Annotated in this window: 20 protein-coding genes; 10 read left to right on the forward strand and 10 right to left on the reverse strand. The window is 72.7% G+C overall.

Annotated features, from left to right (window positions below):
* Positions 1 to 144 precede the first annotated feature (144 nt).
* The 4 genes from tilS (at position 145) to folE (ending at position 4967) form a co-directional block, all read left to right on the forward strand.
* Entirely contained in the window at positions 145 to 1176 is a 1032-nt protein-coding gene (gene tilS, locus ACFYMU_RS29320; RefSeq protein ID WP_388379427.1) for a tRNA lysidine(34) synthetase TilS, read from the forward strand.
* Positions 1177 to 1409: 233 nt separating this feature from the next.
* Positions 1410 to 1970 (forward strand): hypoxanthine phosphoribosyltransferase, encoded by a 561-nt coding sequence (hpt, locus tag ACFYMU_RS29325; RefSeq protein WP_388379430.1) that lies wholly within the window; start codon positions 1410 to 1412, stop codon positions 1968 to 1970.
* Positions 1971 to 2190: 220 nt separating this feature from the next.
* Positions 2191 to 4218 (forward strand): ATP-dependent zinc metalloprotease FtsH, encoded by a 2028-nt coding sequence (gene ftsH / locus ACFYMU_RS29330; RefSeq protein WP_388379596.1) that lies wholly within the window; start codon positions 2191 to 2193, stop codon positions 4216 to 4218.
* Between the two features lie 143 nt (positions 4219 to 4361).
* Positions 4362 to 4967 carry a GTP cyclohydrolase I FolE gene (folE, locus tag ACFYMU_RS29335; protein ID WP_388379433.1) on the forward strand — a complete coding sequence of 202 codons (606 nt, stop codon included), beginning with the start codon at positions 4362 to 4364 and terminating at the stop codon, positions 4965 to 4967.
* Between the two features lie 94 nt (positions 4968 to 5061).
* Here the strand turns inward: folE and ACFYMU_RS29340 are convergent, their stop codons facing one another.
* From ACFYMU_RS29340 to ACFYMU_RS29365, 6 genes are all read right to left on the reverse strand, one after another.
* Positions 5062 to 5553: a DUF3180 domain-containing protein gene (locus ACFYMU_RS29340; RefSeq protein WP_388379436.1), complete on the reverse strand. Its 492-nt coding sequence runs from the start codon at positions 5551 to 5553 to the stop codon at positions 5062 to 5064.
* Between the two features lie 79 nt (positions 5554 to 5632).
* Positions 5633 to 6244 carry a 2-amino-4-hydroxy-6-hydroxymethyldihydropteridine diphosphokinase gene (gene folK, locus ACFYMU_RS29345; RefSeq protein WP_388379439.1) on the reverse strand — a complete coding sequence of 204 codons (612 nt, stop codon included), beginning with the start codon at positions 6242 to 6244 and terminating at the stop codon, positions 5633 to 5635.
* Complete coding sequence (folB, locus tag ACFYMU_RS29350) at positions 6241 to 6600, reverse strand: dihydroneopterin aldolase (RefSeq protein ID WP_388379442.1); 360 nt, start codon at positions 6598 to 6600, stop codon at positions 6241 to 6243. Before folB ends, folK begins: the two co-directional genes overlap by 4 nt.
* Positions 6601 to 6824: 224 nt before the next feature.
* Positions 6825 to 7328, reverse strand: coding sequence for a nuclear transport factor 2 family protein (locus ACFYMU_RS29355; protein WP_388379445.1), 504 nt, complete (start codon positions 7326 to 7328; stop codon positions 6825 to 6827).
* Positions 7325 to 8185: a dihydropteroate synthase gene (gene folP, locus ACFYMU_RS29360; protein WP_388379447.1), complete on the reverse strand. Its 861-nt coding sequence runs from the start codon at positions 8183 to 8185 to the stop codon at positions 7325 to 7327. The genes ACFYMU_RS29355 and folP overlap by 4 nt, the downstream gene beginning before the upstream one ends.
* A gap of 257 nt (positions 8186 to 8442) precedes the next feature.
* Entirely contained in the window at positions 8443 to 10251 is a 1809-nt protein-coding gene (locus ACFYMU_RS29365) for a phosphatidylglycerol lysyltransferase domain-containing protein (protein WP_388379450.1), read from the reverse strand.
* Between the two features lie 227 nt (positions 10252 to 10478).
* Here ACFYMU_RS29365 and ACFYMU_RS29370 point away from each other — a divergent pair, with 227 nt between their 5' ends.
* Both ACFYMU_RS29370 and ACFYMU_RS29375 read left to right on the forward strand, forming a co-directional pair.
* A complete protein-coding gene (locus ACFYMU_RS29370) occupies positions 10479 to 11606 on the forward strand; it encodes an alpha/beta hydrolase (protein ID WP_388379453.1) in 1128 nt (375 codons plus the stop codon).
* Positions 11607 to 12053: 447 nt separating this feature from the next.
* A complete protein-coding gene (locus ACFYMU_RS29375) occupies positions 12054 to 13643 on the forward strand; it encodes a hypothetical protein (RefSeq protein ID WP_388379456.1) in 1590 nt (529 codons plus the stop codon).
* Between the two features lie 79 nt (positions 13644 to 13722).
* On the opposite strand, the gene ACFYMU_RS29380 is transcribed toward ACFYMU_RS29375, so the two are convergent.
* Both ACFYMU_RS29380 and ACFYMU_RS29385 read right to left on the reverse strand, forming a co-directional pair.
* Positions 13723 to 15051, reverse strand: a complete 1329-nt coding sequence (locus ACFYMU_RS29380) for a PH domain-containing protein (RefSeq protein ID WP_388379599.1) — start codon at positions 15049 to 15051, stop codon at positions 13723 to 13725.
* 125 nt (positions 15052 to 15176) lie between these two features.
* Positions 15177 to 15668, reverse strand: coding sequence for a PH domain-containing protein (locus ACFYMU_RS29385; RefSeq protein WP_388379459.1), 492 nt, complete (start codon positions 15666 to 15668; stop codon positions 15177 to 15179).
* 31 nt (positions 15669 to 15699) lie between these two features.
* Between ACFYMU_RS29385 and ACFYMU_RS29390 the strand changes: the two genes are divergently transcribed.
* On the forward strand, positions 15700 to 16851 hold the full coding sequence (locus tag ACFYMU_RS29390; protein ID WP_388379462.1) for an NADH-quinone oxidoreductase subunit D: 1152 nt from the start codon (positions 15700 to 15702) through the stop codon (positions 16849 to 16851).
* Here the strand turns inward: ACFYMU_RS29390 and ACFYMU_RS29395 are convergent.
* Positions 16816 to 17886, reverse strand: coding sequence for an SAM-dependent methyltransferase (locus tag ACFYMU_RS29395; RefSeq protein WP_388379465.1), 1071 nt, complete (start codon positions 17884 to 17886; stop codon positions 16816 to 16818). The genes ACFYMU_RS29390 and ACFYMU_RS29395 overlap by 36 nt on opposite strands.
* 516 nt (positions 17887 to 18402) lie before the next feature.
* On the opposite strand from ACFYMU_RS29395, the gene ACFYMU_RS29400 reads away from it, so the two are divergent.
* The 3 genes from ACFYMU_RS29400 (at position 18403) to ACFYMU_RS29410 (ending at position 21062) form a co-directional block, all read left to right on the forward strand.
* Positions 18403 to 19608, forward strand: coding sequence for a sensor histidine kinase (locus ACFYMU_RS29400; protein WP_388379468.1), 1206 nt, complete (start codon positions 18403 to 18405; stop codon positions 19606 to 19608).
* Positions 19609 to 19695: 87 nt separating this feature from the next.
* Positions 19696 to 20367 carry a response regulator gene (locus tag ACFYMU_RS29405; RefSeq protein WP_388379471.1) on the forward strand — a complete coding sequence of 224 codons (672 nt, stop codon included), beginning with the start codon at positions 19696 to 19698 and terminating at the stop codon, positions 20365 to 20367.
* A 62-nt stretch (positions 20368 to 20429) separates the two neighbouring features.
* Complete coding sequence (locus ACFYMU_RS29410; protein WP_388379474.1) at positions 20430 to 21062, forward strand: AAA family ATPase; 633 nt, start codon at positions 20430 to 20432, stop codon at positions 21060 to 21062.
* 60 nt (positions 21063 to 21122) lie between these two features.
* On the opposite strand, the gene ACFYMU_RS29415 is transcribed toward ACFYMU_RS29410, so the two are convergent.
* Positions 21123 to 22364 carry a threonine aldolase family protein gene (locus ACFYMU_RS29415; RefSeq protein ID WP_388379476.1) on the reverse strand — a complete coding sequence of 414 codons (1242 nt, stop codon included), beginning with the start codon at positions 22362 to 22364 and terminating at the stop codon, positions 21123 to 21125.
* Positions 22365 to 22497 lie beyond the last annotated feature (133 nt).

The raw sequence follows: 22497 nt of genomic DNA on the forward strand, positions 1-22497 counted from the left end.
CCTCGCCAATCACCCGTCCGAGGGAGCGTGAGGTGCGGGCAGGCGTGCAATGCTCGGGTGACGCCCCGTTTCTGTCACCATCTACACACTCTGAGTGACCGGTCTCGGGACTCACCCCCGAAAACTTCACGAAGGGAACCGGACATGGGTCCCCATCCTGCGGTCGCGGCGATACGCCTGGCGGTACGCCGCGTCCTCCACGACATCCTCACCGAGCACGGCACCCACAGGACCGCCGAGCACCCGCCCCACGAGCGCCCTTCCCCGCCGCTCGTGCTCGTGGCGTGCTCGGGCGGCGCCGACTCCATCGCGCTCGCCTCCGCCCTCGCCTTCGAAGCCCCCAAGCTCGGCATCCGCGCCGGCGGCATCACCGTCGACCACGGTCTCCAGCCCGGCTCCGCCCTGCGCGCCGAGGAGGTCGTCCTGCGCCTGCGCGCGCTCGGTCTGGACCCGGTCGAGTCCGTCGCCGTGACCGTCGGGCGCGACGGCGGGCCCGAGGCCGCCGCCCGTGACGCGCGCTACACCGCCCTGGACGCCGCCGCCGAACGCCACGGGGCCCTCGCGATCCTCCTCGGGCACACCCGCGACGACCAGGCCGAAACCGTTCTCCTCGGCCTCGCGCGCGGCTCCGGTATCCGCTCCCTGTCCGGCATGGCCGCGGTCTCGGGGGCCGACGGCCGTTACCGGCGCCCCTTCCTCCAACTCGACCGGCAGACCGCCCGCAAGGCCTGCATGGCCCAGTCCCTGCCCGTCTGGGACGACCCCCACAACGCCGATCCCTCCTACACCCGCTCCCGCCTGCGTCACGAGGGCCTGCCGGCGCTCGAGAAGGCGCTCGGCAAGGGCGTGGTCGAGGCCCTCGCCCGCACGGCCCAGCTCTCCCGTGACGACGCCGACGCCCTCGACGCCTGGGCGGGGCAGGCCGAGGCCGGCGTGCGCGACGCGTCCGGCCTCCTGGAGTGCGCCAAGCTGTACGCCCTGCCTCCGGCCGTCCGCCGCCGGATCCTGCGCCGCGCCGCCATCCGGGCGGGCGCTCCGGCCGGCTCGCTCTTCGCCCGCCACATCGAGGAGGTCGACCGCCTGATCACCGGCTGGCGCGGCCAGGGGGCCATCAACCTGCCGGGCAGGGTCGTCGCCCAGCGGCAGGGTGGCAGACTGGTGATTCGGCAAGGCTGAAAGACGCCCCATGGGGGGTGCCGGTCGTCCCTTCGGGGGGTACCGGTCAGCCGCGCGAGCGAGCCGACGGGGCCGCCGCTGTCGAACAGGGAGAGCGCGCTCGATCGGGTCGCGCGGCGCGGGGCCGGTATGCGGCCGCAGCCGCGCGGCGGACGTCCGGGCACGGCCGACCCTCGACGGCGGCACCGGCGCCCGGAGGCGGACGAGCGACAAGTGCGGGACGACCGAAAGTGATGCGGGTGGACGCGAAAGACATGGGTGCCGACCTCGACCAGGTGCTCATCACCAAGGAAGAGATCGACGCGAAGCTGGCCGAGCTGGCCGCGAAGATCGACGCGGAGTACGCGGGCAAGGACCTGCTGCTCGTCGGCGTCCTCAAGGGCGCGGTGATGGTCATGGCCGACCTCGCCCGGGCGCTGTCCACCCCCGTCACCATGGACTGGATGGCGGTGTCCTCCTACGGCGCGGGCACCCAGTCCTCCGGGGTCGTGCGGATCCTCAAGGACCTCGACACCGACATCAAGGGCAAGCACGTCCTGGTGGTCGAGGACATCATCGACTCGGGCCTGACCCTGTCCTGGCTGATCTCCAACCTCGGTTCGCGCGAGCCCGCCTCCCTCAAGGTGTGCACGCTGCTGCGCAAGCCCGAGGCCGCCAAGGTCGCCATCGACGTGGAGTGGGTCGGGTTCGACATCCCGAACGAGTTCGTGGTGGGCTACGGCCTCGACTACGCGGAGAAGTACCGCAACCTCCCGTTCGTCGGTACGCTCGCGCCTCACGTCTACGGCGGCTGAGCACCGGGGGCCGGCCACCGTCCGCGGCGGCGGGTCCCTTCTCCCGGTTCTTTCCAGGACGCTCGGGAACCCCACGGGGTTTCGCGCCGTTGGAGGATGCGTGAGCGGTATCCCACTCGTTCCCTGCGGCTGCGGGTGACAATCCTGGGGTACCGTCGGAAGAACTGTCTTTATCAAACTCACTATGGCAGGAGGGACGGGGCGGCACCGCTCCGTGTGGATGGACGTGAAGCGATACTTCCGTGGGCCGGTCATGTGGATCGTGCTGGCCGTCCTTGCCGTGGTCGTGTTGATGCAGGTCGTCGGCTCCTCGGGCGGCTACAAGACGGTGGACACCGGCGAAGTCGTGGCGGCGATCAATGAGAACAGGGTCGAATCGGCCAAGCTGACCACCGGCGACGAGCAGGTCATCAAGGTCTCGCTCAAGAACGGCGAGAAGGTCGACGGCAGCTCCAAGATCCAGGCGAGCTACATCGGCGACCAGGGCGTGAACCTGGCCAACACCCTGCAGGACAAGTACCAGAACAAGCAGATCCCGAAGGGCTACACGGTCTCGCCGTCCAAGCAGAACCCCTTCGTCGGCATCCTGCTGTCCCTGCTCCCCTTCGTCCTCATCGTGGTCGTCTTCCTGTTCCTGATGAATCAGATGCAGGGCGGCGGCTCCCGGGTCATGAACTTCGGGAAGTCCAAGGCGAAGCTCATCACCAAGGACACCCCCAAGACGACGTTCTCGGACGTCGCGGGAGCGGACGAGGCGGTCGAGGAACTCCACGAGATCAAGGAGTTCCTCCAGGAGCCGGCCAAGTTCCAGGCCGTCGGCGCCAAGATCCCCAAGGGTGTGCTCCTCTACGGCCCGCCCGGTACGGGCAAGACGCTGCTCGCCCGCGCGGTCGCCGGCGAGGCGGGCGTGCCGTTCTACTCGATCTCGGGTTCCGACTTCGTCGAGATGTTCGTCGGTGTCGGTGCCTCCCGGGTCCGTGACCTGTTCGAGCAGGCCAAGGCGAACGCCCCGGCCATCGTCTTCGTCGACGAGATCGACGCGGTCGGCCGTCACCGCGGCGCCGGTCTCGGCGGCGGTCACGACGAGCGCGAGCAGACCCTGAACCAGCTGCTCGTCGAGATGGACGGCTTCGACGTGAAGGGTGGTGTGATCCTCATCGCCGCCACGAACCGTCCCGACATCCTCGACCCGGCCCTCCTGCGGCCCGGCCGTTTCGACCGCCAGATCGCGGTGGACCGCCCGGACATGCAGGGCCGTCTGGAGATCCTCAAGGTCCACCAGAAGGGCAAGCCGGTCGCCCCGGACGTCGACCTCGCGGCCGTCGCCCGCCGTACCCCGGGCTTCACCGGCGCCGACCTGTCGAACGTGCTGAACGAGGCGGCGCTGCTGACGGCCCGCAGCGACCGCAAGCTGATCGACAACCAGATGCTGGACGAGGCGATCGACCGCGTGGTCGCGGGCCCGCAGAAGCGGACCCGGATCATGTCGGACAAGGAGAAGAAGATCACCGCGTACCACGAGGGCGGACACGCCCTGGTCGCGGCGGCCTCGCCGAACTCCGACCCGGTCCACAAGATCACGATCCTGTCCCGTGGCCGCGCACTCGGCTACACGATGGTGCTCCCGGACGAGGACAAGTACTCCACGACCCGCAACGAGATGCTGGACCAGCTGGCCTACATGCTGGGCGGCCGCGCGGCCGAGGAGCTCGTCTTCCACGACCCGACCACGGGCGCGGCGAACGACATCGAGAAGGCGACCGCGACCGCGCGCGCGATGGTCACGCAGTACGGCATGACCGAGCGCCTCGGAGCGATCAAGTTCGGCGGCGACAACACCGAGCCGTTCCTCGGACGTGAGATGGCTCACCAGCGCGACTACTCGGAAGAGGTCGCCGCGCTCGTCGACGAAGAGGTCAAGAAGCTCATCGAGAACGCGCACAACGAGGCGTGGGAGATCCTCGTCGAGAACCGCGACGTCCTCGACAACCTCGTGCTCGCGCTGCTGGAGAAGGAGACGCTGGGCAAGGAGGAGATCGCCGAGGTCTTCGCCCCCATCGTCAAGCGTCCGCCGCGGCCGGCGTGGACCGGGTCCTCCCGCCGCACGCCGTCCACCCGCCCGCCGGTGCTCTCCCCCAAGGAGCTGGCGCTGACGAACGGGGCGAACGGCGCGACCCCGGCGATCGCCAACGCGACGGAGTCCCTCTCCGCCACGGAGGCGGCCCCCGACGACCGTCGCGAGAGCTGACCCACAGCTCCCCGGCCCCACCGGGTCCGGAATTCCAGCCGCGCCCCCCAGGGTTCTAGCCTTGGGGGGCGCGGCACGTCCGTGGGGCCGCACATCAGACACGCAATCCGTGCGCGTCGCAGGCGCAGGAACGAGGCACCAGAATGACCGACCCGGTGACGCTGTACGGCGATGGCGCGATCGGCGAGTTCGACGAGAAGCGGGCCGAGAGCGCCGTGCGGGAACTGCTCATCGCGGTCGGGGAGGATCCGGACCGCGAGGGGCTGCGCGAGACGCCGGCCAGGGTGGCCCGGGCCTACCGGGAGATATTCGCGGGCCTGTGGCAGCAGCCGGAGGACGTCCTGACGACGACCTTCGACCTCGGTCACGACGAGATGGTGCTCGTGAAGGACATCGAGGTGTTCTCGACGTGTGAGCATCATCTCGTGCCGTTCCACGGGGTCGCCCACGTCGGCTACATCCCGGCCGCCAGCGGCAAGATCACCGGCCTGTCCAAGCTGGCCCGGCTCGTGGACGTCTATGCGCGCCGGCCGCAGGTGCAGGAGCGGCTGACGACGCAGATCGCCGACTCGCTGATGGACATCCTCGAGCCGCGGGGTGTGATCGTCGTGGTCGAGTGCGAGCACATGTGCATGTCGATGCGCGGCATCCGGAAGCCCGGTGCCAAGACGATCACCTCGGCGGTGCGCGGTCAGCTGCGGGACGCGGCCACGCGCAACGAGGCGATGAGCCTCATCATGGCGCACTGAGGCCGCGCACCGAGGCCCCTGCGCCGGGTCCCAGGGGATCCGGGCCTGGCTCCAGGAGGTCCGGCTGAGAGGTCCGGCTGAGAGAATCCGGCGCCTAGGAGACCGGTGCCGTCCCGCCGTCGTGGTGTTCGTCGTCGTCCTCCGGGAGCCTGCAGACCCGCTCCAGGAAGAAGGCCGCCGCTATGACGCCGATGCCCGCCATGACCGAGAAGCCGGCGTAGATCGCCTGGTCGCGGCGGGTGGGAATGTCCAGGGACTCCAGGAGGAAGGCGCCCGTGCCGCCGTACATGCCGGCGACCAGGGCCGCGACCAGGGCGCTCGCCTGGCCGAAGACGACCGCGCGTGCCGCCATCAGCGGGTCGACGCCCTTGGCGCCGGGGCGGCGTTCCCGTTGCGCCCTGAGTCGCGAGCGCAGGGAGAGCGCCGTGGCCAGCAGGACCACGGCGATCAAGGCGAGGACGATGGGCGCGGCCAGGGGGACACGGGGCAGTGTGCCCACGGAGTTCCACAGGCGGGCGCCCGCCCAGGACAGCACCCCGGCCACCACGAACACCGCCGCCAGCGTCCTGATGCGCAGCTCTCTCACGATGTCCCTTCGTCGGCCCGGTGGTCGCCCGCACACGGTCGTCGGGCGGGAGGATCCCCGGCCCGGTAGACCTTAACGACTACTCGGGCAGCCGGAGTTCCAGGTCGGCCCGCGGCGTGACCCCGTGGCGGGGGACGGCGGCGAGCAGGTCCGCCACCGGGCCGCGGCCGGGGATGCGGGCCTCGGCGTCCAGATCGTGCCACGGGGCGAGGACGAAGGCCCGCTCATGGGCGCGCGGGTGGGGGAGCGTCAGCGCCGGATCGTCGGAGACGGCGTCCGCGTAGGTGACGATGTCCACGTCGAGGGTGCGGGCCCCCCAGCGTTCCTCCCGCACCCGGTGGAACGCCTCCTCTATCGCGTGGGCCCGCTCCAGCAGGGACGAGGGCGGCAGGGTGGTCTTCACCACGACCACCGCGTTGAAGTACGTCGGCTGGCTGCCGGGCTCCACGCCCCACGGCTCCGTCTCGTAGACCGGCGAGACCCCTTTGACGCGCACGCCCGGGGTGTCCTCGAGCGCGTCGACCGCGCCCTGGAGTGTCTCCAGCCGGTTGCCCAGGTTCGACCCCAGCGAGATCACCGCCCGCCTGGGGTTCTGGAGGGTGGTGTCGGCCGCGTCCACGCGCTCCACGACGGAGGCGGGCACCGGCTGCACGGTCGGGTCGCTCTGACCCCCGGTGAAGAAGGCGGTCATACTCGGCTCCGGGTGATGGTGACGGTCACGTCGTCGAACGGCACCGTGATCGGGGCGTCCGGCTTGTGGACGCAGACCTCGACCTCCACGACCGGGGCGTGCTTGAGGCAGGACAGGGCGATGCGCTCGGCGAGCGTCTCGATGAGGTCGACGGGCTCTCCCTCGACCAGGGCCACGACCTCTTCCGCCACGACGCCGTAGTGCACCGTCTTCGACAGGTCGTCGTCGGCCGCGGCCGGCCGGGTGTCCAGGCCCAGGACGAGGTCCACGATGAAGGTCTGGCCCTCTTCGCGCTCCTTGGGGAACACACCGTGGTGCCCACGGGCCTTCAGGCCGCGCAGCGCGACACGATCCACGCGAATCACTCCTGCAATCGTCGGTGACGGCGGGTGCCCACCGAGCGCGGTCGGCACACCAGCCTCGAACGAATCTACCTGCGGGCACCGACCGTGCTCGCTCACGGGGGCGCGCGCCCGTGGGACGGTCAGGAGCGTTCATCGGAGTTTTCCCCGGGGAACACGTCGGCTCACGGGTTGGTAGCCGCCCCTACCCAGGAAGGGGCGCATCCAAACGAGCGTCCCTACGAGGGGGACTCGTCCTCCTCCTCGTCGCCGGACTCGGTCAGGACGGGGGAGGCGTGGTGCGACCACAGCTTCCAGCCGTCGGGGGTGCGGCGGAACACGTTGGTGGCGACCACCAGCTGTCCGACGAGAGGACCCAGCTCGTCGCTGTCCTCGGGGGCCGGGCCGCCGCTGAGGATGTTCTCGGTGCAGGTGACCAGGGCGGTGTCACCGGTCACGGAGACATGGACGTCCGTGAGGATGAACTGGATGTACTCGGTGTTCGCCATGATCAGCGCGTACGAGCGCAGGACCTCGCCGCGGCCGGTCAGCACGGGCCAGCCGGGGTGCACGCAGGAGATCACGCCGGTGTCCGCCGGGTCGTGGTACTCCTCGTCGACGCCCAGGTCGGCGGGCACCAGCCACAGCGACGACAGCTCTTCGAAGTCACCCCGCTCCATCGCCTCGTAGAAGGCGGTGTTGGCCTGCTCGACCTGCTCGACATCCGTGTGGGCGGTGCTCACCGGGCTCCTTCGACGGCGCGTGCGACGCGTACGGCGTCCGCGGTCGCGCGCACCTCGTGCACGCGCACCGCCCACGCGCCTGCCTGCGCGGCGAGGGCGGAGACGGCGGCGGTGGCCGCGTCGCGTTCGCGGGCGGGTGGCGGCGCGCCCTGCGGACCGGCGAGGACCCGTCCGAGGAACCGCTTGCGGGAGGCGGCCACCAGCAGGGGACGGCCGAGGCCGCGCAGGCGGTCCAGGTGGGCGAGCAGCGCCAGGTCGTGTTCCGCCTCCTTGGAGAAGCCGAGGCCGGGGTCCACGACGATCCGGTCGGGGGCGATGCCGCCCTCCAGGACGGCCTCCACGCGCGCGTGCAACTCGTCGACGACCTCGGTGACGACGTCCCGGTACACCCCCTCGACGTTGCCGCCCTGCAGGAAGCCGCGCCAGTGCATGACCACGAAGGGGGCGCCCGCGGCCGCGACGACCGGGATCATCGCGGGGTCGGCGAGGCCGCCGCTGACGTCGTTGACGAGGGCGGCGCCGGCGGCGAGGGACCGTTCGGCGACGGAGGCGCGCATGGTGTCCACGGAGACGGCGACGCCCTCGGCCGCGAGGCCGCGGACGACGGGGATGACGCGCCTGAGTTCCTCGGCCTCGTCGACGCGGGTGGCGCCCGGGCGGGTGGACTCGCCGCCGACGTCCACGAGGTCGGCGCCCTCGGCGACCAGGTCCAGGCCGCGCTTGACCGCGGCGGTGGTGTCGAACCAGCGGCCGCCGTCGGAGAAGGAGTCGGGGGTGACGTTGACGACACCCATGACCGCGCAGCGGTCCCATGTCGGAAGGCCCGCCACGTGGCCCCGCCCGGTCTTCGTGCTCATACGTTCAGCGTAGGCCCCGCCGCCCCCGGGGTCCCCTCACGGGGCGGTCGGCGGCGTCGCGAGCCTGGTGCTGTCGCGTCGCGGGCGGGCCGGCCCGGACATGCCGCGGCCCGAGCGAGGACCCCAGGGCCTGGGCGGGGCGGGGGCCCTCGCTCGGGCCTGTCGGTGGTGCGGTGCCGCTGTTCTCGGGCTGCCGGTGGTGCGGTGCCGCCGTGCGCGGGCTGTCCGTGGGGCGGTGCCGCCGTGCTCGGGCCCGGCTACGCGGCCCGGACCCCGTGTTCGGTCACCCGGTGCGCGCACGGGCGCGGGGCCGGCGCGGTGCGGCGCAGGAAGCGCGGCAGCGCCAGGTTCACGAAGCCCTCCGCCTGCATGGCCGCCAGGCCGATCCGCGGGAGGTCGCGCGAGGAGGCGTAGACCACGAAGCGCGGCTCCCAGCGCGGCTGGAACTTCGCGTTGAACTTGTACAGGGACTCGATCTGGAACCACCGGGACAGGAAGACCAGCAGCCCCCGCCACGCCCGCAGCACCGGGCCCGCGCCGATCTTCTCGCCGCGCGCCAGCGCCGAGCGGAACATCGCGAAGTTCAGCGAGACGCGCTCGATGCCCAGCCGCGGCGCGGCCTGGAGCGCGGCCACGATCAGCAGTTCGTTCATGCCCGGGTCCGCCGAGCGGTCGCGGCGCATCAGGTCCAGCGAGACCCCGTCCGTGCCCCACGGGACGAAGTGCAGCACGGCCTTCAGATCGCCGTAGGGACCCGCCTCCGCGTCCTCCGCCTTGTGGGCGGTGGCGATCAGGCAGTCACCGTCGGCCGGGTCGCCGATGCGGCCGAGCGCCATGGAGAAGCCGCGCTCGGTGTCCGTGCCGCGCCAGTCCTCGGCAGCGCGTCGTATGCGCTCCAGTTCGTTCTCGCCGAGGTCACGGATGCGCCGTACCCGGGTTTCGTAGCCCGCGCGCTCGATACGCTTCACCATCTGGCGCACGTTGCGCATCGCGCGCCCGGAGAGCGAGAAATCCGCGACCTCCACCACCGCCTCGTCACCCAGTTCGAGGGCGTCCAGGCCGGTCTCGCGGGTCCACACCTCGCCGCCGGTCTCCGAGCAGCCCATGACCGCCGGGGTCCAGGAGTGGGCCTTCGCCTCGTCCATGAAGCGTTCGATGGCGCCGGGCCATGCCTCCACGTCGCCGATCGGGTCGCCACTGGCCAGCATCACACCCGACACGACGCGGTAGGTGACCGCCGCCTTGCCGCTCGGCGAGAAGACGACCGCTTTGTCGCGGCGGAGCGCGAAGTGGCCGAGGGAGTCGCGGCCGCCGTGCTTGTCCAGCAGGACGCGCAGCCGGGCCTCGTCCTCCCCGGTGAGCCGGGCGGCCGGGTGTTCGGGGCGGAAGGCCAGGTAGATGGTGGTCACCGCGGTCAGCAGGCCGAGCGCGCCGAGCGAGAAGCCCACCGTCCAGGAGGTGTTGCCGGTGTAGTCGACGGGGCCCTCGAAGCCGAACAGGCCGTACAGGACGTGCTGGATGCGGTCGGACAGGCTCGGGTTGCCGACCATGCGGTTCGGGTGAACGCTGACGATGATCAGGCCCAGGCCCAGGGAACCGGCGCCCATGAGCACGAAGTTGGCGAGCGCCCGCCAGCGGCTGCGCGGATCGGGCAGTGCCTCGAACTCGCCGCGGTGGCGCAGCAGCGGCAGGAGCAGTGCCACCGAGATGAGGACGCCGATGACGGAGTGGCGGTAGACGAACTGCGCCACGGCACCCGCCGGCAGGAGCACCACGGCCGCGCGCCACGCCCGGCGTTTGCGCCGCCGCAGCCCGTGGGCGAGGAGCAGCAGGAGCACTCCGGCGCTCAGGGACAGGGCCGCCGCGAACGGGCCGAGCGATCCCGGCAGGACCTCGACGATGCGGTGCATCCGGCTGTTCCGGAAGCGCGGGAACACACCCGCGGCGACGTCCAGGAGCCCCACGAGCGTGCAGGCCCTGGCGACCAGAGCGGGGACGGCTTCGGGGCGCGGCCCGCGGACCATGCGCCGCAGCACACCTGATCGCCCCGGAACCTGACCCGACATTTCCCCATCTATCCTGACAGACATCGCATCCCGAGTTCTGCGAGAGACCTTGAATCCGGTGACCGATTCGGGCATCCGGCGACATTGCGCCCTCTAGGACGGTGTCTGGGGGAGAGAGGTTCACTCCCCAACACAAAGCCGGTTCAAAGCCGAAGGAAAGTCCGGGGCAAGACCGCGCGAAGGCGCGAAGGCGCCCCACCGACGGAAAGTGCAGGCAGGGACAGTTGATGGGTCTCACGAGCAACAAGGTGCTGGTGCTGGCGGTCATGTTCGCCGTGCTGCTGTTCGTCGGCACGGTGTGGATCTGGCCGCGGCTGGCACGGCGGAACTGGCGGGCCGTCAGCGGACGGGTCGGTCTGCTGTTCTGCACCCAGCTGGCGATCTTCGCGTCCGTCGGACTGGCGGCCAACCAGGCGTTCGGCTTCTACGCCAGCTGGGCGGATCTGTTCGGTCAGGAGACGGGGCAGGGCGTGGTCGTCGACCACGGCGCCCCCGGGTCGGGCGGTGGTCCGCTGCAGGTCCTCGACACGCTGCGGGTGGGCGTGTCGGGCGGTTCGCGGCCGCAGGTCGGCGGCCAGATCCAGAAGGTCGACATACTCGGACGTACGAGTCATATCGCCACACCCGCGTACGTGTACCTGCCGCCGGAGTACTTCCAGCCGCAGTACCGGACGCGGACGTTCCCGGCGGCCGTCGTGCTCACCGGCTACCCGGGCACGGCCGCGGCGCTGTTCAAGAAGCTGCACTACCCGCAGACGGCGCACGAGCTGGCCAAGAACGGCAGGATGCAGCCGATGATCCTGGTGATGCTGCGGCCGACCGTGGCGCCGCCGCGCGACACGGAGTGCGTGGACGTCCCGGGCGGGCCGCAGACCGAGACGTTCTTCGCGAAGGACCTTCCCGAGGCGGTCATGGCCCACTACAGGGTGGGCAAGAAACCCGGCAGCTGGGGCGTCGTCGGCGACTCCACGGGCGGCTACTGCGCGCTGAAGCTGGCGATGCACCACCCGGACGCGTACGCCGCCGGAGCGGGCCTGTCGCCGTACTACAAGGCGCCCATCGACCCGACCACGGGCGATCTCTTCCACCGCAGGGCCGACCTGCGCAACCGCGCGGACCTGATGTGGTGCCTCAAGCACCTGCCGGCGCCCGACACCTCACTGCTCGTCACCAGCAGCAAGCTCGGCGAACCCAACTACAAGTCCACGCTCAAGTTCATCGCCCAGGTGCAGGCCAAGAAGCGGACCCGGATCTCGTCGATCATCCTGGACAGCGGCGGCCACAACTTCAACACCTGGCGGCGCGAGATCCCCGGGACGCTGCAGTGGATGAGCGGGCGGCTCAGCGACCGCTGAGCGCGAAGGAGAGGGGCGCCGCCCCGAATTCCGCGCAATCCGGGAGAGGGCCGGTTCCCCGTGGAACCGGCCCTCTCCGGCGTTGTGCCGGACGGCCCGCGGAATGCGCCGGACGACATCCGATCGCGGGCTCGGGAGAGGCGGGGACCGGGGCGGGAGACCGGGATCAGGGCCGGACGGACAGATGATCTCGAAAAGGCCGGCCCCGGGCCCGGAGGGCCGTGCGGCCGCGGGAGCCCGGAGCGGAAGCCGTGGCGGAAGCCCCGCCGGGAAGGCCGGTCGAAGGGAAATCCCCGGATTGCGGAGATGTGCGTTCCGTTCCGGTGTTCGCGGGGCCGTGCGAAGGTCTCACGGTGGCCGTGTTTTTACCCCGCGGGGCACCATCATTCCCCTACGCGCGGTAAGTTTCTGGCCATGCCACGTGGACGTCATCGCCATTCACCGCCCTTGCACAGGCTGCTGCCTCCTTCGGCGATCGCCGGCGTCTCCGTCGTGTGCGCCGTGGGCCCCTGGTTGTTCACGGAGCCGCTGCTGCTCCGTGCGCTGGCTACGGGTGCCGCGGTGACGACGGTCGTCGGCGCGGTCGTCATGCGTCGGTGGGACGCCACCGCGGGTAAACGGGTCGCCGACCTCACGCGCGCGCGTGCGAGTGACGAGTGGCGCCACGAGGAACGGGTCGCCGAACTGGAGACCGACCTCGAGGAATCGCGCGAACTGCGGACCAAGCTGGAGCAGAAGCTGCGCGCCAAACGCTCCGAACTGGCCAAGCTGCGCAACGAGCACGCGGCCCTGCTGCGGCGGTACGCCACGGCGGAGACGGAGCGCGCGAGCGCGCTGGAGGGCCGCCGCCTGCTGGCGATCGAGACGACGGCTCCGGCTCCGGCCCTGCCTACGTCGGGCTCCGCCGCGCAGGACGCGCCGGACTCCGCCGGGGACGAGGCTGCCGGAGCGGACGTACGGGACGGCGCAGGGGATCCCGAAGACGCGGACGCCCCGGCCGGGCGGGATCACGACGCCGAGCCCGAGAACGGCACCGGGAGCGAGGCCGAGGCCGAGTCCGGGTCCTCGGATCCGCAGGCGTTCTCCCCGGCCGGCTCCGCGCTCTTCATGCGGGCCAACTCGGCGCTGGAGCGGCTCACCGGTGAGGAGGCCGACGCCGCCGAGGAGACCGAACCGGCCGCCGAGGAGACCGAACCGGCCGCCGAGGCGGAGACCGAGGCGCAGGACGGCGCCGCGGCGGTGACCGCTTCCGCGGAGGAGGACGGCACGGCGCGGGCGGGCGCCGCCTCGGACGGGGGCGACACCGACGAGGCGTCCGCGGCCGCCGACGGCCAGGGCGCTCCCGACGCGGAGGACGCCCCTCCAGCGGTGGACGGCGCCGCGCCCACCGGGTCCGCACGGGGCGGCGCGCGCAGGATGTCCACGGCGCGTGCGAAGACCTCGTCGCGGAAGGGCGGCCGTCGCAACGGCGGTGGCACGAGGCGGGCCTCCGCCGGTCCGGACGTGGCCGAGGCAGGTGCCGCGGAGAGCGGCTCCGACGAGGAGGGCGGGCCGGACGGGCAGCCCCCGGCGGCCGGCGGTCAGGAACTCTCCACAGCCGGCGTCCAGGAGCCCTCTGCGGCCGGCGTCCAGGAGCACGCGGCGGTCGGTGGGCAGGAGCACGCGGCCGCCGCCACCGTGCGGCAGCCCCAGCCGGCCGCCACCAAGCCGGCCCACACCACCGGGCACTTCACCGTGCCGACCGCCGTCGCCGTGGTGCCGCCGGCCCCGCGCCGGCGCCCGACCGTCGAGGGCGGGTTCGACTTCTTCGGCACGCAGAAGCCGCGGGAGACCGACCCGTCCGCACAGTCCGTGCAGAACGAGGACCTCGCCGACGTCGTCGGCCAGGAGACGCTCGCGGTGCACAAGGCGGAGTCCGAGTCCGCCTTCAAGCCCGTGGATCCGCAGGCGCGCGCCGTCGGCCAGGTCATCGACCTGACGGCCCACGACGAGACGGAGCAGATCGACATCGAGGGGCTGCGCACCGCGGCCTCCTGAGCACCCCGGCGCGGATGAGGGGCGGCGGCACACCATGTGCCGCCGCCCCTCACGCCGTTCCGGCCGCTCGCAGGCGCCCTCAGGCCATCCACCGGTCCGGCCGGGCGTCCCGCCGCCCGGTGCGCGACCGGTCCGCCTGCGCGTACAGCAGATCCGCCGCCTCCCGGGCGTCCCGCAGGCGTGCCGTCACCGTCTTGTTCGCGCCGGTGTCCACATGCACGTCGGCGACCCGCTTGAACCGCGCCCACGGCCCCCGCGTCAGCCGTACGCTCTGCACCTTCGCGTGCGGCACGAGCGCCAGGGTGCGGCGCAGCAGGCCATGGCGGGCCGCGAAGACCGTGTCGGTGACCGCGAGTCCGTGACCGCGCCACCACAGCGGCACGCACCAGCCCGCGCGGCGCGGCGGGCGGGTCAGGGCGGCGGGCACGCTCACCCCGGGCAGTATCCGCGTGATCAGCGACTCGGCCGCCGCGCGCGGGGCGACCGGCACCAGCACCGAGTTCGACGAGCCCGCCACGTCCAGTTCCACCCGGACCCAGCGTCCCCCGCTCTCGGCTGCGTTCGAGCGGGGGGACCCCCATCGCCACAGCAACGGCTCCACGATCCGTACGGTCTGCACCCGCCCCGGCGGCACCGTCTCGTGGGCGCGGTCCAGCAGCCCGTGGTCGATGCGGAGCCCGTCCGGCGACTCGCCCACGGTCCAGTCGTAAAAGCGGACGAACTGCCCGACGGTCCGGGTGGCCGCTCCGCCGGCCAGCGGCAGCCCGATGACGAGCACCGACCACAGGCTGTGGGTGACGAACCACAGCAGGGGCGGTACGACCAGGGCGGCGAGCAGCGAACCCCAGGTGGTGCCCGTGAGGAGGAGCGACACGACCAGGGCGCGCGGCGGCACGTGCAGCAGCGGGCGCACCGGGGCCTCGCCCATCTCGCGTGCCGTCTCGGGCGCGAAACCGGCGGCACGGGCCAGGAGTTCGGCGCGCAGCGCGCGTGCCTCGCCCTCGCTCAGGTAGGCGAGTTCGTCCTTCTCGTCCGTACCGATGGCGTCGAGCCGGAGCTTGGCGACGCCCGCCACGCGGGCCAGCAGCGGCTGGGTGACGTCGACTGCCTGCAGCCGGTCGAGGCGGATGTGCGCCGTGCGGCGGAACAGCAGGCCCGTCCGGATGCGCAGTTCGGTGTCGGTCACGGCGTAGTGCGTGAACCACCAGCTCAGGAAGCCGTACAGGGAGGCGGCCGGGACGAGTATCGCGAGCCCGGTCAGGAGGGTGACGGTGGTGAGCCTCGTCAGCTGCTCGTGGGCCTGGTCCGGGTCGTGCACGGCCCAGCCCATGAGCACGGCGACCGGCGCCCAGGCGCGCCGCAGCGGGGTCACCGGGTGCAGCCGACGCTCGGTGACCTCCCGCCCCACCCGCTCGCCGGGCGCTTCCGCGGCCCGACCGCTCTGCCGTCCGCCGGGCCGTCCGCCGGCCCGTCCGCCCGGCTCTTCCGCCGGGTCCCTGTCCGGCCGGTCGCCGGGCAGCGCTCCGGGCGGGTTCACAGCCCCGCCGATCGGGCCTCGCCCAGTTCGGTCAGCCGGTCCCGCAGCCGTTCCGCCTCGGCCGGGTCGAGGCCCGGGATGGTGGCGTCCGTGGCCGCTGCCGCGGTGTGCAGCTGGACGGTCGCCAGCCCGAAGCGGCGCTCGACGGGCCCGGAGGTGACCTCGACGAGCTGCATCCGCCCGTACGGCACCACGGTCTCCTCGCGCCACAGCACGCCCCGGCTGATCAGCAGGTCGTCGGCCCGCTCGGCATACCGCCACGAGCGCCAGTTGCGGCCCAGCAGCACCCAGCCCCACAGCAGCAGGGCCGCCGGCAGCAGCGCGAGGAGCGCCCAGCCGGGCCCGGCGAGCAGACCGGGCAGCAGCCCCAGGACGATGGTCAGCAGTCCCAGCCACGCCACCAGCAGCAGCCGCCGCATCCGCAGCAGCCCCGCCGGAAGCCCCCTCCAGGCGGGCTCGCCGCCCTCGGGCACAGTCCCCGTCTCCATGCCGCAAGCGTACGTACGACAGACTGTGTGCATGACTCCTACGACGGAGACCATGGTCGGGATCGGCGGCGCCGCTGAGAGCACCGACATGGTGCTCAACATCGGGCCCCAGCACCCGTCCACGCACGGCGTGCTGCGGCTGCGGCTCGTGCTGGACGGCGAGCGGATCACCTGGGCCGAGCCGGTCATCGGCTATATGCACCGGGGCGCGGAGAAGCTCTTCGAGGCGCGCGACTACCGCCAGATCATCATGCTGGCCAACCGCCACGACTGGCTCTCGGCGTTCGCGAACGAGCTGGGCGTGGTCCTCGCCGTCGAGCGGATGCTCGGCATGGAGGTCCCCGAGCGCGCGGTCTGGATGCGCACCCTCCTCGCGGAGCTGAACCGGGTGCTGAACCACCTGATGTTCCTCGGCTCGTACCCGCTGGAGCTCGGCGGCATCACCCCGGTGTTCTACGCCTTCCAGGAGCGCGAGGAACTCCAGAACGTCATGGAGGAGATCTCCGGCGGGCGCATGCACTACATGTTCAACCGCGTGGGCGGCCTCAAGGAGGACCTGCCCGCGGGCTGGACCGCACGCGCGCGTGCCGCCGTCTCGGGGGTGCGCTCCCGGATGGACCGGTTCGACGACCTGGTGCTCGGCAACGAGATCTTCCGGGGGCGCACGAGGGGCGTCGGTGTCCTGGCGCCGGAGACCGTGCACGCCTACGGCGTGAGCGGACCCATCGCGCGTGCCTCCGGGGTGGACTTCGACCTGCGCCGGGACGAGCCGTACCTGGCGTACGGGGAATTGCGCGGGACCCTGAAGGTCGTCACCCGGCAGGAGGGCGACTGCCTGGCCCGCTTCGAGTGCCTGCTGGAGCAGACGCACAACGCCCTCGACCTGGCCGACGCCTGCCTGGACCGGCTGGCCGAGCTGCCGCCGGGGCCGGTCAACCAGCGGCTCCCGAAGGTGCTCAAGGCGCCCGAGGGCCACACCTACGCCTGGACCGAGAACCCGCTCGGCATCAACGGCTACTACCTGGTCAGCAAGGGCGAGAAGACCCCGTACCGGCTGAAGCTGCGCTCCGCCTCGTACAACAACATCCAGGCGCTGACCGAGCTGCTGCCCGGCACGCTGGTCGCGGACATGGTGGCCATCCTCGGGTCACTGTTCTTCGTGGTCGGGGACATCGACAAGTAGCCCCCCGAGCCAGGCGCCCGGAAGCCCGACGGGCTGGAGCAGCCAGCCGAAGTCGCCGAGGCCGCCGGGCGCGGTGAGCTCGGCGGCGTGCCCGGCGCCCGCGAGGGCGCGCACGTAGGCCGCGGGATCCGTGGAGGCGAGGGCCAGCGGGGGGCGCGCACCGCTGACGCCCAGGGCCCGCAGGGCCGCACGCTGGGTCAGCAGGCGCGCTCCCGGCAGGGCGCAGGCGTCCAGCGCCACGTGCGCCGTGATGTCGCAGGAGCCGTCCGGCACGGGAGCGGTCTGCCGGCCCGCACGGAACCCGGTGAGCGTCCCGAAGGGGGGCCGGGCGCCCGCGCGGTGCGCGTAGTCGACGGCGACGGCCAGCCCGCGGTCCAGGGCGGCCACGGCGGCGGCCCAGGCGGTGTCCCTGGGGAGGCCGATCTCCGCGCGCTGCCCCTCGGCGGACAGCGGCCACCAGCGCTCCAGCCACCGCGCCTCCGCGCCCGCGACGGGCCCTCCGGAACGCTCGGTGCCGTCCCGCCGCACGAGCACCAGGCGGGGCACACCGTCCGGACCGGCCTCCACGACGTCGACCGGCACGTTGTCCAGCCACTCGTTCGCGAACAGCAGCCCCGTGACGCCCTCCGGGAGCTCGCCGAGCCACTCGATCCGCTCATCGAGGCCCGCGGGCCGGTCCGCGACCTCGACGGCGTACATCCGCACCCGGGCGGCGACATCGGGGGGCAGGGCGGCCAGGACTCCCGCGGCCAGCTCGCCCCGACCGGCCCCCATGTCCACGAACGCCGGCTCCGCGGGCCGCCCCAGCGCCTCGTCGACCCGGCACAGCAGCCGGGCCACGGCGCCGGCGAAGAGGGGCGAGGCGTGCACGGAGGTGCGGAAGTGCCCCGCGGGGCCCTCCGGCCGGCGGTAGAACCCGTCCGGCCCGTACAGCGCCTCCTGGGTCGCCGCCCGCCATCCGCGCCACGCGCCGTTCGCCTCGTCGGCCTCGTCGGCCTCGCCCGGTTCGCGGGCCTCGTCCGTCTCGTCCGCCACGCACTCAGGCTAGTGCTGTGGCCGGGAAGGTTTGCCGGAAGCTCGCGGCGTCCGGTGCGGTGCATCGCAAGGCGGAGTGTCGCCCGCGTACTGGATGTACGCGGGTGATGCGACAACGCGGCGAGGTGCCGTGCCGGGCGTCGCGAGCCGGTGAACCTTCCCGGTCACAGCACTAGGCCCTGGCGTCGCGGTCACCCGTACGGCCAGGGCCGTACGGCCAGGGGCACGGAGTACGACCACGGGCCCGGGCCGCGCGGGGCGGAACGGCGACGCACCGCAGGTGGGCGGCGCGGACGCGGCCGTGCGACCCGCGCCCGCGCCGTGCGCCCCCGGCCGCCGCCGTGCGCGAGCGCGGTGGGCCTGCGCCGGGCTCCGGCGCCCGAGGCACGACGCCGTCCGGCGCGGCCCCGACCGTGCGGGATCACGGAGCATCCACCTTGCGGAGTACGTCCGCCCGCCCCGGATCGGCCCTCCGGTTGACCCCTGCACGCTGCACGCTTCCCTACATTGGGTTACGTGCAGCGCCTCTATGATTTCCTCCGCAGGCATCCCACGTGGTTCGACGGCTTCTGGGCCGTCGTCCTGTTCGGGCTCACCTGCGTGAGCCTGACGAACATCAACAGGGCGCCGGACCATCACGGATCGCTCCCCGTGGGGCTCGCGGTCTCCGTGGTCCTGTCCCTGGTCGTCGCGCTGCGCCGCCGCATGCCCGAGACGATGCTCCTGGTGGCCGTCGCGATGGGACTGGCACAGCTGATCCTCGACGAGGAGCCCCTGGTCGCGGACTTCGCCCTGCTGGTGATCATCTACACGGTCGCCGCGGACGGAGCCCGCTGGGCCTCGCGCGCCGGCCTGATCGGCGGCCTGTGCGCGGGCACCCTGGCGCAGATCCGCTGGCCGGCCGCAGAGGCGAACCCGTTGGGCAACGTCGCGGTCGCGCTGTTCCAGACCGTGCCGTTCGCCCTGGCCTGGGTCCTCGGCGACTCCCTGCGCACGCGCCGCGCCTACCTCGCCCAGCTGGAGGAGCGCGCCGCCCGCCTGGAGAAGGAACGCGAGGCGCAGTCCAAGGTCGCGGTCGCCGCCGAGCGCGCCCGTATCGCCCGTGAGCTGCACGATGTCGTCGCGCACAACGTCTCGGTGATGGTGGTGCAGGCGGACGGCGCCGCATACGTCCTCGACACCGCCCCCGACCAGGCGAAGAAGGCGCTGGAGACGATCTCCGGGACCGGCCGCCAGGCCCTCGCCGAGATGCGCCGCCTGCTCGGTGTGCTGCGCACCGGCGAGCACACGGAGGCCGGCGAGTACGTCCCGCAGCCCGACGTCGAGCAGATCGACGAACTCGTCGAGCAGTGCCGCAGCTCGGGCCTGCCGGTCGACTTCAAGGTGGAGGGCACCCCGCGCCCGCTGCCCAGCGGTGTCGAGCTGACGGCGTACCGGATCGTCCAGGAGGCCCTCACCAACACCCGCAAGCACGGGGGCCCCAACGCGGGAGCCAGCGTGCGCCTGGTGTACTTCGACGACGGACTCGGGCTGCTCGTCGAGGACGACGGCAAGGGTGCCCCGCACGAGCTGTACGAGGAGGGCGGCGCCGACGGCCGGGGTCACGGGCTGATCGGCATGCGGGAACGTGTCGGCATGGTCGGCGGCACCCTGGACGCGGGCCCCCGCCCCGGCGGAGGCTTCCGCATCAGCGCCCTGCTGCCGCTGAAGCCGGCCCACTGACCGATGCACCCACGACCGACCGCCGTGACCGCCCGCCCGCCCCACGACCCCGCCCACCGACCGAAGCCCGACCGGAGGACCCCCGCCATGCCGATCCGCGTGATGCTCGTCGACGACCAGGTGCTGCTGCGCACCGGGTTCGGGATGGTGCTCGCCGCCCAGCCGGACATGGAGGTCGTCGCGGAGGCGGGCGACGGTGTCGAGGCGCTCCAGGTGCTGCGCACCACCGAGGTCGACGTGGTCCTCATGGACGTCCGCATGCCGAAGCTCGACGGCGTGGAGACCACCCGGCGCATCTGCGCGGAACCGGACTCCCCGAAGGTGCTGATCCTGACCACCTTCGACCTCGACGAGTACGCCTTCTCCGGGCTGAAGGCGGGCGCCTCCGGCTTCATGCTCAAGGACGTGCCGCCGGGCGAGCTGCTGGCCGCCATCCGCTCGGTGCACAGCGGTGACGCGGTGGTCGCGCCCTCCACCACCCGCCGTCTGCTCGACCGTTTCGCGCCGATGCTGCCGGGCGGCGCCACGACGCCGCGGCACAAGGATCTGGAACGGCTCACCGACCGCGAGCGCGAGGTCATGGTGCTGGTCGCGCAGGGCCTGTCCAACGGAGAGATCGCGGCCCGGCTGGTGCTGTCCGAGGCGACCGTGAAGACCCATGTCGGCCGCATCCTGACGAAGCTGGGTCTCAGGGACCGGGTGCAGGTGGTCGTCCTCGCCTACGAGACCGGTCTGGTACGGGCGGGCGGGCACGGCTGAACCGGCACCGCCGGGTCCGCGCGCGTGACCGTCGTGTGACCGGCGCCCACTAGGGTCTGCGCATGCTCCTGTGGATCAACGGCCCTTTCGGGGGCGGCAAGACACAGACCGCACACGAGATCCAGCGGCGGCTGCCCGGCAGCGTCATCTGCGATCCCGAGCACGCCGGCTTCGGGCTGCGCCGCATGATGCCGCCCGGACTGCGCGGGGACTTCCGGGACCTGGCGTCCTGGCGGAAGGGCGTGGTCGAGGTCCTCGATCTCGCGCTGGCGGAGCACGACGGCGTGGTCGTCGTCCCCATGACGGTCACCGATCCGGACTGCTTCTCCGAGACGGTCGGCCGGCTGCGCGAACTGGGCCACGACGTCCGTCACTTCGCGCTGCTCGCGGAGCGCGAGACCGTCCTGAGACGGCTGCGCGAGCGCGGCCTCGGACACGTCCTCCGGCCCATCGCCGGGAAGGGCACCCCCGCACCCGGTGACAGCTGGGCGGTCCAGCAGCTCGACGACTGTCTGGAGCGGCTGCGCGAGCCCGAGTTCGCCGAGCACCTGTGGACGGACCGCACGACGGTGCCCAAGACGGCGGACCGGATCGCGGTGCTCGCCGGGCTGACGCTCAGGCCCAACACGGAGGGCGCCCTGCGCACCCGGCTGCGGCAGACCCGGGTCGGGCTCCGGCACATCCGCTTCGACTGACCGCCGCCGACGGCCCCTGACGGCTGCACCGTGCCACCGGCAACGTTGCCTGCCGGGGCACTAGGCACCGGCGACCGGGAGCCGCCCCGCGAACCGGGCCACCGCCGTCCTCACGTCGTCCGCCGTCCAGGCCAGCCCGTCGGCCCGTACGTAGACCTCGGTGAAGGCCAGCTCGGGGCCGCGGTGGTCCCACGGGTTGGCGAACAGGAGGGTCCCGGTCTCCTCGGCCTGGCGGATCGCCGCCTCCGAGAGGACGTCGGCGTCGTACGGCAGCCAGACCTGGAAGTCATGGGTGTGCGGCTGCCCGGGATGGACGCGCGCCCACGGCACCCCCGCCGCCGCGAAGCCCTCACGCAGCGCCGCGGCGACCACGCGCGCGTGACGCACGTAATCCGGCAGCAGGGGCAGCTCCCGCTCCAGGCCGGCGAGGGCCGACAGCACCGTCGGGAACTGCTGGAGGATCAGGCCCCCGTAGCGGTGCCGCCAGGTCTTCGCCTGCTCGACCAGTGTCCTGGGACCCGCCAGTGCCGCACCGCCGTAGCCGTCGAGGGACTTGTAGAACGACACGTAGACGCTGTCCGCGAGGTCCGCGATCTCCTCCAGGGGGCGGCCGAAGTGGACCGTCGTCTCCCACAGGCGCGCGCCGTCGAAGTGCACCACCGCGTCGCGCTCCCGCGCGGCCTCGACGACCTCGGTCAGCTCCTCGAAGGAGGGCAGGACGAACCCCGCGTCCCTGAGGGGCAGTTCGAGCATCAGCGCGCCGAACGGCTCCTCGAAGTCGCGCACCTCGGCGGCGGTCGGCAGCCGGGGTTCACCCGTCAGCCGTACCGGGCGCAGCCCGCCGACCTCACGCAACGCGTTGCGCTCGTGCACCTCGGGGTGGGCGAGCGCGTGCAGGGCCACCGTCGGGTCGCCCGTGCGGGCGGCCCAGCAGCGCAGGGCGATCTGCTGGGCCATCGTGCCGGTGGGGAAGAAGGCGGCGGCCTCCTTGCCGAGCAGCCCGGCCACCCGCTGCTCCAGCGCCTCGACGATCCCCGTCCCGTACATGTCCACGGTCTCGTCCAGGTCGTACAGGTCCCGTGCGCCCTCCAGCAGGGCCAGCCGCTCCCGCAGCGTCTGGAGGAAGCCGGGGCGCGCCAGGACGTGCTCCGCGCGGCGGTGGGCCGCGATGCGGCGCGCCCTCCGCTGGCGCCGCTCCTCGTCCGGGGAGCCGGCCCCGTGCTCCTCGTCAGGGGAGCCGGCCGGCCGCTCCCCGTCCGCTGCCGCCGCCCGCCGCTCCTCGTCCCGCTCCGCCGCTCCCACCCTGTCCCCTTCGCCGTCCCCGCCCGTCGCCGTCCGCACCCGGGCCCCGCCGCCCGGATCATCCCGCGGGCCCGCACCGCCCGGCACCCCCTTTTCGCCTTCCGGGCGACGTGTGGAAACCCACAGCCTGTGG

The organism is Streptomyces sp. NPDC007264, from assembly GCF_042869095.1.
Lineage (GTDB): Bacteria > Actinomycetota > Actinomycetes > Streptomycetales > Streptomycetaceae > Streptomyces.